Source organism: Collinsella aerofaciens (assembly GCF_028209885.1).
GTDB classification, from domain to species: domain Bacteria; phylum Actinomycetota; class Coriobacteriia; order Coriobacteriales; family Coriobacteriaceae; genus Collinsella; species Collinsella aerofaciens_BA.
This window is the reverse complement of record NZ_JAQLEM010000044.1, coordinates 1-12,453: the sequence shown is the minus strand read 5'-3', so window position 1 is coordinate 12,453 and position 12,453 is coordinate 1. Positions and strand designations below refer to the sequence as shown.

General features: G+C 55.6%; 11 protein-coding genes. All 11 read left to right on the top strand.

Translation table 11 applies throughout. From position 1 onward, the window contains the following. Positions 1–232: 232 nt before the first annotated feature. The 11 genes from PMX21_RS09215 (at position 233) to PMX21_RS09165 (ending at position 12,246) form a co-directional block, all read left to right on the top strand. Complete coding sequence (locus tag PMX21_RS09215; RefSeq protein WP_252204578.1) at positions 233–1,243, top strand: LacI family DNA-binding transcriptional regulator; 1,011 nt, start codon at positions 233–235, stop codon at positions 1,241–1,243. A 183-nt stretch (positions 1,244–1,426) separates the two neighbouring features. Further along, entirely contained in the window at positions 1,427–2,809 is a 1,383-nt protein-coding gene (locus PMX21_RS09210; protein WP_117743236.1) for a family 43 glycosylhydrolase, read from the top strand. A gap of 45 nt (positions 2,810–2,854) precedes the next feature. Continuing rightward, positions 2,855–4,306, top strand: coding sequence for a PTS transporter subunit EIIC (locus PMX21_RS09205; RefSeq protein ID WP_271759207.1), 1,452 nt, complete (start codon positions 2,855–2,857; stop codon positions 4,304–4,306). A gap of 101 nt (positions 4,307–4,407) precedes the next feature. Beyond that, positions 4,408–5,850 carry a glycoside hydrolase family 32 protein gene (locus PMX21_RS09200; RefSeq protein WP_271759206.1) on the top strand — a complete coding sequence of 481 codons (1,443 nt, stop codon included), beginning with the start codon at positions 4,408–4,410 and terminating at the stop codon, positions 5,848–5,850. A gap of 275 nt (positions 5,851–6,125) precedes the next feature. Continuing rightward, positions 6,126–6,980: a DegV family protein gene (locus PMX21_RS09195; RefSeq protein WP_229107860.1), complete on the top strand. Its 855-nt coding sequence runs from the start codon at positions 6,126–6,128 to the stop codon at positions 6,978–6,980. Between the two features lie 174 nt (positions 6,981–7,154). Continuing rightward, on the top strand, positions 7,155–7,973 hold the full coding sequence (gene pflA / locus PMX21_RS09190; protein WP_271759205.1) for a pyruvate formate-lyase-activating protein: 819 nt from the start codon (positions 7,155–7,157) through the stop codon (positions 7,971–7,973). Positions 7,974–8,237: 264 nt separating this feature from the next. Further along, positions 8,238–9,356 carry a serine hydrolase gene (locus PMX21_RS09185; RefSeq protein WP_271759204.1) on the top strand — a complete coding sequence of 373 codons (1,119 nt, stop codon included), beginning with the start codon at positions 8,238–8,240 and terminating at the stop codon, positions 9,354–9,356. 78 nt (positions 9,357–9,434) lie between these two features. Further along, positions 9,435–10,172 carry a 5'-methylthioadenosine/S-adenosylhomocysteine nucleosidase gene (mtnN, locus tag PMX21_RS09180; protein ID WP_271759203.1) on the top strand — a complete coding sequence of 246 codons (738 nt, stop codon included), beginning with the start codon at positions 9,435–9,437 and terminating at the stop codon, positions 10,170–10,172. Between the two features lie 41 nt (positions 10,173–10,213). Next, a complete protein-coding gene (yihA, locus tag PMX21_RS09175) occupies positions 10,214–10,804 on the top strand; it encodes a ribosome biogenesis GTP-binding protein YihA/YsxC (RefSeq protein WP_006234871.1) in 591 nt (196 codons plus the stop codon). A gap of 94 nt (positions 10,805–10,898) precedes the next feature. Further along, on the top strand, positions 10,899–11,582 hold the full coding sequence (locus PMX21_RS09170; protein ID WP_117758363.1) for a DUF3990 domain-containing protein: 684 nt from the start codon (positions 10,899–10,901) through the stop codon (positions 11,580–11,582). A 31-nt stretch (positions 11,583–11,613) separates the two neighbouring features. Next, positions 11,614–12,246: a helix-turn-helix transcriptional regulator gene (locus PMX21_RS09165; protein WP_196025699.1), complete on the top strand. Its 633-nt coding sequence runs from the start codon at positions 11,614–11,616 to the stop codon at positions 12,244–12,246. Positions 12,247–12,453 lie beyond the last annotated feature (207 nt).

Here is a 12,453-nt window from a genome sequence, read left to right as displayed (position 1 = left end):
AAGAGGCTCGCTGCGCACTTCGTGCGGCGAGCCTCTTTGCGTCCTGCGGAATTTTTTGGGAGATAGCCCAAACAGCCCCGGCGGGGGTCCTGTGTAGTCACCCTTTAGGCGGAACTCTCCTAATTATTTGGATGAGTCGTTTACTTACTTGTGCTGTTACCGTCTTCCCGCTGTTGTTGGGGTATGCTTTGTTCGTATGTAAACGTATGACATGTTGATGGGGGAGGGTGCTATGGCTCGCGAGGGCGCTCGTTCTAAGGATTCGGCTAAGCCTGGCATCAAGGAAGTTGCGGCGGTGGCGGGGGTTTCGCCTACTACGGTATCTCGTGTGCTTAATAATCGTGGCTATATTAGCCAAGAGACCCGCGATAAGGTCCATGCCGCGATGAAGCGCATCAACTATACGCCCAACGATATCGCTCGTGCCATGCTCAACGGTCGCCTGAATCTTATCGGTATGATCGTCCCCTATGTCAGCAGTCCGTTTCATGCCCAAGTGGTTCAAGTCATTGAGCATACCCTGGCCGAAAACGGTTTTAAGATGCTGCTGTGCAATAGCGCCAATCGACCCGAGCTTGAGCGCTCTTATATCGACATGCTTCGACGCAATATGGTTGATGGCGTCATCGTCAACTCGCTTAATATCGGTGCCGAGGCGTATGCCGAGATGGGCTTGAGTCTGGTTGGTATCGACTGCGACCTTGGCGAGGCCTCTGTTCAGATTGCGAGCGACAGCTATGGCATCGGCGAACTTGCCACGCGTCGCCTGATTGATGACGGGTGTTCGCGCATCTTGTGCCTGCGCAACAATAGCCGCATGCGCATGCCTGCCAATAAGCGTACCGATGCCTACCACGATGTTGTGGAGCAGGCCGGTTTGCCCGCGCTTGTCCGTGAGGTCGAGTTCGTTAAGTCCGATGACGAAAAGAGTGCGGTCGTTGCGAAGATCCTCGATGAGAACCCCGATATTGACGGCATCTTTGCGGGAGACGACACGATGGCGGCTATCTGTCTTAACGTGATGAAGCAGCGCGGCTTGAGCGCTCCGGACGATATTAAGGTCGTGGGCGCGGATGGCGCCCGCCGCACTATGACGTTTATGCCTGACTTAACAACCGTTCGTCAAGATATCGATCGCATCGGAGAGCTCGCGGCGCAATCCATCATCGCTCTTGTTAACGGTGAAAAGCCCGAATCGAATACCAAGCTCCCCGTTGAACTCATTGAGGGCAAAACCGCGTAGTTCATCCCGTGCCAAAAGAATTCCTCAAACGCCTCTGATGACCGTTCGCCGGCATATGTCAACCGTTTGCCGACGACTGGAACTGCGAAAAGACGTATTGGTGTGAAAACGTTTGACATATGAAAACGATTGACATATCTTGCAGTTGTACCGAGTTAGTATCACGTGGGAAGGAAGTCTCGGATGCACAAGGTGTATTACCAGCCTGAGGGAATTTGGGTGGGCGACATCATGCCGTACGGCGAGGACGGCACGTTCTATCTCTATCATCAGCGTGACACGCGAAACCCCGGACCTTTCGGAGAGCCGTTTGGCTGGGCACTCGCGACAACCAAGGACTTCGTCAATTACAAAGACTTTGGCGAGAGCCTTGAGCGTGGCGGCGACGAGGAAGTCGACCAGTATGTTTATGCCGGCACGGTGTTTAAGGTGGGCGACAAGTACCATGCGCTCTACACTGGTTGCAATCGCGATAAGGTCAAGGCACGCTTGATGAAGCAGGTTCTTCTTCACGCAACGAGTGACGACGCCGTCAAGTGGGAGAAGAACATCGCCGAGACGCTGCTTCCGCCCCAGGAGGGTTACGATGACCGCAACTGGCGCGATCCCTTTGTGCTTTGGGATGAGGAGAACGAAGAGTACATGCTCATCCTCGGCACGCGTGTGGGCGAGGACAAGCGTCTGATGACCGGTCGTCTGGTCAAGTTCACCTCCAAGGACCTGGATACCTGGGAGTTCCAGGGCGACTGGTGGAATCCGGGCCTGTACACCATGTTCGAGATGCCTGATCTCTTTAAGATGGGCGACTGGTGGTATCTGGTGTTCTCCGAGTACAGTGATGGCAACAAGACCCGTTACCGCATGTCTCGCTCTATCAACGGTCCTTGGATCACTCCTGCGGACGATTCCTTCGATGGCCGCGCGTACTATGCCGCGCGTACCGCATTTGACGGCGAGCGCCGCGTTCTCTTTGGTTGGGTTCCTACGCGTGACGAGGGCGGCGACCCCAGCTCTTACCTGTGGGGTGGCACCTTTATGCCCCTCGAGATCGTTCAGCGTGCCGACGGAACGCTCGGCACCAAGCTTCCTGACAGCATGCTTGGCGCCTTTGGCGAGGCTAAGGCAGTCGAGGCCTTTGAGCTCTCTTGCGAGTCGGGCAAGGTCGAGCAGGTGCTCGCCGCGGATGCCGGTTCCACCTATATGCTCGATGCCGACATCGAGCTCGCCGGTGACGCTGCCGGCTTCTCGGTGAAGCTTGCCGAGGACGCCGAGTCCGGTCTTGCCTATGAGTTCCGCGCCAACCTGCGTGAGGGCAAGCTCGAGTTTACGGCGGCCCCCCAGTATCCGTGGTTCCAGGTCAACAACATGGGCCTCGAGCGTCCGTTGTTCTTTAAGGGCGAGGGCACTCATCATGTGCGCCTGGTCGTTGACGACGATATCGCGACCATCTTTGTCGATGATGTTGCGCTTAACGCGCGCTTCTGCAATAAGCAGGGCCAGGGTGTGGCGCTGACGGTCACCGACGGTACGCTCAAGTGCGCAAATGCAACGATCGCGTCTCTGTAATGGCATCAAAACGTTTTATGATTTCGTAAGGGAATGGAGAGGAACATGGACTACAAAGTAGTGTCTCAGCAAGTCGTCGATAACGTCGGCGGTCTGGAGAACATCGAGGGCGCCACGCATTGCGTTACGCGTCTGCGTCTGGTGCTCAAGGATACGAGCAAGTACAACAAGGCCGAGCTCGAGAACATCGATGGCGTCAAGGGCGTGCTGTACAACAGCGGCCAGCTCATGATCATCTTCGGTACCGGTACCGTCAACAAGGTCTACGATGAGTTTATGGCTCTGACGGGCGTTAAGGAGATCAGCGCTTCCGAGGTCAAGGGCGCCGAGGCGGACAAGAAGGGCAAGTTCTTCTCGGTCCTCAAGGTATTCTCGGATATCTTTATCCCCATCATTCCCGCTTTCGTCGGCGCTGCTATCATCATCGGCCTTAAGTCGCTGATCGTTGCCAACGGCCTCTTTGGCATGGAGGGCAGCCTTGCCGACCACAGCGAGTTCCTCAAGAACCTCGCAAGCTTCTTTGCCATTATCGCCACCACGTTTGACTACCTGCCTGTCCTGGTTATGTACAGCGCGGTGAAGCGTTTTGGCGGTAACCCGATTCTGGGCATCCTCGTCGGTATCGTCATGGTTCACCCGGGCCTTATGAACCGCAACACGTTCGTTATGGATCCGACGGGTGCTGAGTACTGGAACTTTGGTCCGCTCTCCATTCCCATGGTTGCTTTCCAGGGCGGCGTGTTCCCTGCAATCCTGACTGCCTGGTTTATGGCCAAGGTCGAAAAGATTGCCCAGAAGTACATCCCCGAGGTCGTCTCGTTCGTCTTTGTCCCGACCGTTACCCTGATTCTTGCTAACGTCGCCCTGTTCACCGTGTTCGGCCCGCTCGGCAACCTGATCGGCGACGTCCTCGCCGGTGTAATCGATATCCTGTACAACAGGATGGGCGTCTTCGGTGCCTTTGTCTTTGCCGCATTCCTGCAGCCGCTCGTCGTTACCGGTACGCATCAGTTCATCCAGGGTATCGAGGCAAACCTCGTTGCCACGACTGGCTTCAACTACATCCAGGCAATCTGGTCGGTTTCCATCATCGCCCAGGGCGGCGGCGCCATCGGCATGTACCTCATTCACAAGAAGCATTCCAAAGAGCGCAACATCTGCATGTCGTCCTTTATCCCGACGCTGGTCGGTATCTCCGAGCCCGCAATCTTTGCTGCAAACATGCGCTACTCGATCATCCCGTTCATCTGCGCTTGCATCGGTGCAGGCTGCGGCGGTGCCTTCGTGAAGCTCTTTGAGGTGCGCGCCATCGGTCAGGGTCTGACCGGCGTGCTTGGCCTGCTCATCGTTACGCCCGAGACGCTCGTGTGGTATGTGGCTGGCAATCTCATCGCCTTCATCGTGCCGATCGTCTTGATCTTTGCCTACAACAAGGCAAAGGGCGTGCCGACCACCGATGAAGAGGGCGCTGGCGCTGGCTTCGACGTTAGCTTCTAGTTGAGCCGTTCAGCGTAATGTGCGGATAAGTCCATTTGGGGAAGGGCGTTCGGCTCGTGTGAGTCGAGCGTCCTTTCCTATAGACGAGAAGGTCAATGGCGATGTTTAATCAAAAAAACAAGGTGATGCGTGCGGACTATGAGCAGTGGCGTGCCGGACAGGATGAGACGGTGGCTCGCATCGCGTCCGACCCCGATAGGCTTTTGTTCCATGTGGAGCCTGAGCTTGGCTGGCTCAACGACCCCAATGGTTTGGTTCAGATTGGTGATACGTATCACATCTATCATCAATACGATCCGTTCGATGCTGCGCATGGCGGTCCAGTGCTTTGGAACCATCTGACGACAAAGGATTTTGTGACGTACGAGAATCACGGTCCCGTGCTGTTCCCCGATTCCGATTTGGATTCGAGTGGAGCGTATTCTGGTTCTGCCTTTGTACGTGATGGCAAGATTCACTACTTCTATACCGGCAACGTTAAGCATTTTGACCGTGATGATTACGACTACGTGTTGACGGGCCGTGAGCAAAACCAGATTCATATGGTTGCCGAGAATCCCGACGAATTGGGCGAGAAGCGCATAGCTGCTGGGCCGGTCGATTGCCCCGACGATATCGGTACGCACGTGCGCGACCCCAAGATCCTTGAACACGACGGTATCTACTACATGGTTCTGGGCGCTCGTACGAAAGACGACCGTGGCTGCGTGCTTGTCTATACCTCGCGCAATCTTGAGAACTGGAGCTATGCGACGCGCATTGAGTTAGGCGAGAAGTTTGGCTTTATGTGGGAGTGCCCCGATCTGTTTGAGCTCGATGGCGAGCTTATTCTCGTTTGCTGTCCGCAGGGTGTGCCTGCCGATGGTTGGCGTTACCGCAATCCGCATCAGTGCGTGTGGTTCCCCATCGAGGCCGATTGGGAGGCGCCGAGCTTTAAAATCGTCGGGAAGGGCATGCCCCCGATGGTCGATGCCGGTTTTGATTTCTATGCTCCGCAGTCCTTTGAGGATGCTGCAGGCCGGCGATTGATGATCGGATGGTCGGGTTGCCCCGATGCGACGGCGGAAAACCCGACGGTGGCGCGCGGGTGGCAGTGCGCGTTGACGGTGCCGCGAGAGCTGAGCATGCGCGATGGTAAGCTCTGCCAGCAGCCGGCGCACGAGATTGAGAGGATGCGCGGCGACTGCGTTCGCACGACAGGCGGTGAAACCGTTGAGGAGCCGGGCCGCCTGTTTGATCTCGTGGTTTCCTGTGAGGGCGCCAAGATGGTTGAGCTCGAGATTCGCAAGGGTGTCTTTGTGCGCTATGCGGACGGGATGCTTACCCTCGACATGGGTGACGAAGGCTATGGGCGCGACCAGAGGTCGATTGAGCTCGGCGAGCTTCGCGACCTGCGCGTGCTTTCGGACACTACGATGGTCGAGATTTTTGCCAACGGCGGTGAGGCGGCACTTACGAGCCGTACCTATTCGTCGGCGGTTCCGGCGATGGCGCTGCACGCCGAGGGTGCGGCGTCGATGGATTTCTACCGCCTCGCTCATTAACCGTGCATGGAGCACGATTGGACTTGTTGGGCGGAATGCGTCGCAGTTGCCGCGGCCAACTACCGTTTATCGCGTATAGCGACCGTTTGCGGAATAAGTAACACTCCTTAATAAACCGTGTAAAATCTCAGTTAAGCACGGAGTTTTCCAGGGAGACGCTGTCCTTTGTTATGTGCAAAGGGCGGCGTCTCTTTGGCGCTTAGATGCCGTTGTGCAACAGCGCGGCGCGCATGTCATGTATTGAAAAGCCAACGTCGAGATGGGTCGTGATAAGAATGGGCAAGTATGTAATCGTGGTTGAGTCTGGGTCGGATGTGACGCCGGAGCTCTGCGAGCGCTACGGCATCGTGCGCGTGCCCATGCATGTCACGATTGGTGACGAGACCGTCGAGGACGGCTCGATCGATCCGCTCGAGATTTATTCGCGCTGCAACGAGTTTGGTGTGATGCCCAAGACCAGTGGCTGTTCGCCAGCGGATTTTGCGCATGTGTACGACCGCATCCATGCCGAGCAACCCGACGCGACTATTTTGCATCTTGCATATTCCGAGGCCACGACCTGTTCGCATCAGTCCTCAAAGATTGCGGCCCAGGGGCGCGACTACGTGTTCTCCATGGACACGCGCTTTGTCTCGGTGGGCCAGTCGCTCGTTGTCGTCGAGACCGCCAAATACATCGAGGCTCACCCCGATGCCACCGTCGACGAGATCTTTGCATTTACGAACTCCGTCATGGACCGCGTGCTGTTGGGCTTTGTTCCTACCGACCTTGCCTTCCTTAAGGCGGGTGGTCGCTTGTCCAACGTCGCGTTCCTAGGCGCTCATCTGCTCAAGATTAAGCCCTGTATTGAGGTGACAGGCGGCAAGTTCGTGGCGACCAAGAAGTTCCGCGGCTCTATGCTCAAGTGCGCCCGCGCCTTTATTGACCACATGGTTGCGAAGGGCGAGATTGACTACTCGCACATTGGCCTGGCGTATTCGGTGGGCCTTTCCCAGGAGCTGCGCGATGACATGGAGGTCTATGCGCATGATCTGGGCTTTAAGGACGTTACCTGGACTCAGGTCGGCGGCGTCATCTCGAGCCATTGCGGCCCGACCGCCTTCGGTGCGGTGCTCACGCTTAAGGCGTAAAGGCCGCAGGCGAGCGTTCTTCAGCCTGACATCTCGACGTAGCCCCCAGCCATGGTGATGGGGGATAGATTAAAACGTGCCGTTCTAGTCCGAGACGTTTAAACGCAAACGCATGGGCTAGAATGACTCTGGCATTTTAATTGGTTGCATCCAAGGAGAGGCAAGGTAGCGCGAATGGCAGAAATGACGCTTGAGGGTGTGGACGCTCGTCCCGAGGACTCTGCGTTTGCCCTTGGCCGCGTGCATTCGATCGAGACGATGGGAACGGTCGACGGACCCGGCATCCGCTTTGTGGTGTTTGTTCAGGGCTGTCCCATGCGCTGCGCGTATTGCCACAATCCCGATACCTGGTCGGTCAACGGCGGCACCATGGTGACCGTCGAACACCTGATGGATGAGTTCCAGAGTAACCACGAGTTCTATCGCAGCGGTGGCATTACGGTGTCCGGCGGCGAGCCGCTCCTGCAGCCCGAGTTTTTGGCCGATCTGTTTCGTGCTATGCATAACAACCCCGATGGCCGTGTACATACCTGCCTAGATAGCTGTGGCTATGCATTTGACCCCAACCACCCCGAGAAGTTCGATGCCGTGCTCAACGAGACCGACATGGTACTGCTCGATATTAAGCATGCCGACCCGGTCGAGCATAAAAAGCTGACCGGTTGCGATCCCGCACGCATCTTGGCGTTCGGCGATGAACTTGCACGTCGCAAGATCAAGGTCGTTATCCGCCACGTGGTGGTGCCGGGCATTACCGACACGGTGGAGGAGTGCGAGGCACTCGGTCGCCTCATCGCTCCATGGCACAACGTGGTCGGTCTGGAGATGCTGCCGTATCACACCATGGGTGTCGTCAAATATGAGCAGTTGGGGATTCCCTATAAGCTTGAGGGCGTGCCCCAGATGGATACCGCTCGCATGCCCGAGCTGCGCAATGCCGTTATGACCGGCATGAAAGAGCGCCGTGCGGAGCTAAAAAACGCCATCGGCTAGCGTACCATTTTCGTTCCCCAAGGGCACTCATTGGGGACGGACTTAAATGAGTGCCCCTGGGCACCTAGTTGATTGCTAAAGAGCCCCGTCCTAAAAAGACTGCTCTCTGGGTTGCGGTGAGATGCGCAACAGAATCGTGCCATTTGGATAAATACGCTTGTGGTTTCTTTAAAGACACCTTAAACGCCGCTGAATATCTTTGGAAAGAAATGCCTGCTCGGTATCATGCTGCTCGTATATAAACGGTGGCAGTCAGGAGACCACGTGCGAAACATCGCATCGCGGGACGAGTATGTGCCGCAGCATGGCAGCAGATATAAGACGAAGGGCACGTCTTCGCGTGGCCTTGCCAGCGCTCGCATCCGCGTGAGGAAGATTGCCGCCATTGGGATGCTAACGTCGGCGGTTATTATCCTCGGAATTACCGTTAAAACCTACGCCTCGGAGCGAACGGTGCGCCCAGATGCGTCAACGGTACAGCTGCAAAACGAGAAGGTTTCAAAGTCCAAAGCGTCGGCAGATCAAGCTCTGTCGACGGCAGATCTCAAGACGAGACTTTCGAAGGCGGACTTCAACGATATCCCTTCGGGTGATACCGTTCGGACCTTCTCGTTGGTGGATAACAAGACTCCTGCCTTGGAGGATGAGAGCCTTGCCTCGCTCCAGGATGCCCTGTGTCGGGCGCAGGAGCTGGGCGATGTGGGTGTAGTGTTCTACGACCTATCGAGCGGTAAGGGCGTGACGTATAACGCCGATGTCGAGGTGTATGGAGCGAGCAGCTACAAAGCGCTGTATGCGCTCTATATTTGCGAGACGTTGGTCGAATCGGGGCAGGTGCCGCTCGATGGGCCTTTAGCCACGTATGGTGGTTACAGCATGGGCTGGCAGACGGTGCGCGACCTTATCGAGAATGCCGTCGTCAACTCAGACAACGATTCGTTTATCGCGTTACGCGCGGCGTTTGACCATGATGGCTATGAGGATTGGATTGCCAATCTGGGTGTTGATGACGAAACGGCACTGGATCCGATGAGTGATTTTCCGACCTACTGCCCGCGCACTTCTGCGAGGTTATGGCGTGAGATGAGCGAGTATCTGAGCATGGATACCGAGACTTCACAGTGGTTGTCGGGCCTTCTGGCATCAACATCGCGCTCGTTTATTCGCGATGGCATTGCGGACGAGCAGGTTTTGGTGCGCAACAAGGCAGGCTGGATTAGCGAGGATGGTTACTATTCGACATGCGATGCAGGCCACATCGACATCGATGGCCGTACCTATGTCATGAGCGTCATGACATCGATGCCATGGAGTGACCGTTCGAGCGAGGTTACGGCTGCGATTGCAAAGGCTCTGTTTGATACGCGAGCTGCACTGGCTTAGCGTGTTCGTTTGACGAGGTCAAACAAAATGCTGGTACCATACCGTGGTTGAGAATTTCGAATAGGTTTGGGGAATGGTATGACTACCATCGCGATTATCGGTGCGCTCGAAAAAGAGATCATGCAGATTAAGGGAGAGCTGAGCGACGTTTGCGAGGCACGGGAGGCAGGCTTGACCGTTGTGAGCGGTGAGCTCGACGGCCTGACAGTTGTCGCCACAACGGCGGGCATGGGCACGGTGAACGCCGCCGCTGCAACACAGCACCTCATTAGCAAGTATGCTCCGCAGGCTGTTGTGTTTTCGGGCATTGCGGGCGGTTTGAACCCCAAGCTCCATATCGACGATGTGGTCATTGGCAAACGCCTACGCTATCTGGATACCGATACCGCGCTTATCGCTGAGTCCGCACCGGGGCTCGAGGAGTTTGGCTCGACGCCCGCGCTGGTCGATATTGCCGCCGAAGTGCTTGCTGAGCGTGGGTTTGTTGACGCTTCGACAAATGCAGTCGCTTCGAATGAGGGCACCAAGCAGTTCCTGGTCGGCACGATTGCCACGGGCAACCGCTTTGTGACGGGCGCCACCATGCGCAACGACGCTATCGAGGCGACGCATGCCGATTGTGTCGGCATGGAGGGCGCGGCAATTGCCCATGTCGCAACCAAAAATGGTGTCGATTGCCTGGTGTTGCGCGCTATCAGCGATAATTGTGACGAGGCGTACGATGCAATTTGCGAGCGAGAGTTCGATCTGTTCGAGTACGCGCGTGTCGCAAGTGACATCACGCTCGATATCGTCCGCCGCATTGCCGCTGCGTAATAGCGCGTCTATTTGTAAGAACCTACGACCAAGGAGTGTCCATGGCCGATTCCATTAACTATCAGCTTGCCAAGTTCGTTGCCAGCTACGGCAAGGTTTCGCAGATTCCCGAGTCCACCTGCCCTGAGGTGAGCTTCGTCGGCCGCTCCAACGTGGGCAAGTCCTCCATCATGAACAAGCTATTTGGCCGCAAGAACCTGGTCAAGGTTTCCAGTACGCCGGGCAAGACGAGCAACATCAACTTCTTTGAGGCCGACGACGTGCATTTCGTTGACCTGCCGGGTTACGGTTTCGCCCGTCGCTCCAAGGCCGAGCGCGACCGCTGGGCCGAGCTTATCGGCGACTTTTTCGACTCCGAGCGCAGCTTTAACTTGGTCGTCTCACTGGTGGACATTCGTCACGACCCCAGTAAACTCGACCATGACATGATCGACTACCTGCAGGGCAACGAGTTCAACTTTATCGTCTGCCTCACCAAGGCCGACAAACTCAGCCGCACCCAGCAGGCCCGCCAAGCAGCAGCCATCAAAAAGCAGCTCAACGTCCCGGCCGAAAACGTAATCATCACAAGCTCCCAAACCGGCACCGGCATCGATGAACTAAAAAAGCGCATCGCCGAGGCCTGCCTCTAGTCAGGCTGCAGCCCTTCAAAAGCTCCTATCTATATCACCTCAGTGATAGTTATTGGTAAACTATCGCTGAGGTGATATTTTTTAGGAGGTCGATATGGAGCTTTGGCACGGGTCGGAGGTTGTTGTCGAGCATCCATCGTTGGATAAATGCAGGCAATTCAATGACTATGGGCGCGGGTTTTATTGCACACCGCATGAGGAAATGGCAATGGAGTGGGCATGTCGGACCGAGTCTGATGGCATTGCCAATCGATATGAGCTTGATTTAGATGGCCTTGCGATTTTGGATTTGGAATCAGGTGAGTTCTCGATTCTCAACTGGCTTGCAATTCTGGCGAATAACAGAGAGTTCAATGTTTCAACGCCAGTAGCACGCGAGGGGCTTCGTTATCTGCTGGATAACTGCCTGATTGATATTTCTCCCTATGACGTTATTCGAGGCTATCGTGCAGACGATTCCTATTTCTCGTTTGCAAGACAGTTTGTCAACGGCATGATCTCGCTCAGGCAATTGCAGCGCATTATGTTTTTGGGGGATTTGGGCATTCAATATGCGCTTATGAGTGAGCGTGCGTTCTCGGCGATTAAGTTCCGCGATTGGAAGCAGGCTTCGGGAGCTGAGTTTTATCCCAAACGATTTGAGCGAGAACAGAACGCTCGACGAAAGTACCTGGATACGGTAAACGGATTTGACTCTGATGGTGTCGACATTAGGGATTTGATGGCAGGGAGGGTTGATTTGAATGATCCAAGAGTTAACGGATCGTGGGCCGAGTAGGACATACCCCGTCTACTACCTCGAGGACGCAATGAACAATCTCGGCGACTGCTTTGACTATGCCGTTAACGATTATGGAGCAGAAGGATCGGAAGTTGCTGAACTCTTTTGCTTGAGCGGCGTAGCTCGCGAGTTCGAATGCGGCAACGCATGGGTAGTGTCGGGAAAATCGGGCGTTGAGCTGTTCGCGCTTATCGCCGAAAGGTCGGGCTATCAATCAAGGCCGATGCCAAATCGAACCTACCGATTCGAAAAGACACCGGAATATTGGACAGGCTGGATATTGGCATACCTTCAGTGGCGCCTAGGAGAGTCTTTCGAAGATTTGCTGCATGTCGTTCCATTCGATGTGCTACGCAGTCTGTACTACCCCTGGCACGAAGCCTCGGAGGAACGCGTGGCTCGCCTCGTCTGCGATATGGCGAAAAAAGCGTCCAGGCAAACCAAGCTTGCGTTAGCAAGAAAGAGGCTCAAGAAAACCCAACAAGATCTGGCATACGAATCGGATGTGTCACTCCGCTCAATCCAAATGTACGAGCAGCGCCAGAGAAACATCAATGAAGCTTCGGTAACAAGCGTAAGAGCCATAGCAAAAGCCCTCCACTGCAACATCGAAGACCTCCTAGAACCAGTCTTCGAATACAAAGAAACCAGCGCAGCGTAAACCAAGCGCACAGGCGAAGCCTGTCACTAGTAAGTGTCCCTACCTAGCAAGAGCCCCTACCAATAAAAAGCAACTATCAGCCCGGCGCTTTTACAGAGTGTAGGTCCCTGTAGCCGCCGCCAGCGAAGTGAACGTAGGGGAGGCCAGGGGCTTTGCCCCCAAATCTTTCCGCAGGACGGCAGGACCCCCGCCGCACGAAGTGCGCAG

Bases quoted from the DNA above. Each gene is read 5' to 3' on its own strand.
- PMX21_RS09215 (WP_252204578.1), top strand. From the start codon at position 233: ATGGCTCGCGAGGGCGCTCGTTCTAAGGATTCGGCTAAGCCTGGCATC.
- PMX21_RS09210 (WP_117743236.1), top strand. From the start codon at position 1,427: ATGCACAAGGTGTATTACCAGCCTGAGGGAATTTGGGTGGGCGACATC.
- PMX21_RS09205 (WP_271759207.1), top strand. From the start codon at position 2,855: ATGGACTACAAAGTAGTGTCTCAGCAAGTCGTCGATAACGTCGGCGGT.
- PMX21_RS09200 (WP_271759206.1), top strand. From the start codon at position 4,408: ATGTTTAATCAAAAAAACAAGGTGATGCGTGCGGACTATGAGCAGTGG.
- PMX21_RS09195 (WP_229107860.1), top strand. From the start codon at position 6,126: ATGGGCAAGTATGTAATCGTGGTTGAGTCTGGGTCGGATGTGACGCCG.
- pflA (WP_271759205.1), top strand. From the start codon at position 7,155: ATGGCAGAAATGACGCTTGAGGGTGTGGACGCTCGTCCCGAGGACTCT.
- mtnN (WP_271759203.1), top strand. From the start codon at position 9,435: ATGACTACCATCGCGATTATCGGTGCGCTCGAAAAAGAGATCATGCAG.
- yihA (WP_006234871.1), top strand. From the start codon at position 10,214: ATGGCCGATTCCATTAACTATCAGCTTGCCAAGTTCGTTGCCAGCTAC.
- PMX21_RS09170 (WP_117758363.1), top strand. From the start codon at position 10,899: ATGGAGCTTTGGCACGGGTCGGAGGTTGTTGTCGAGCATCCATCGTTG.
- PMX21_RS09165 (WP_196025699.1), top strand. From the start codon at position 11,614: ATGAACAATCTCGGCGACTGCTTTGACTATGCCGTTAACGATTATGGA.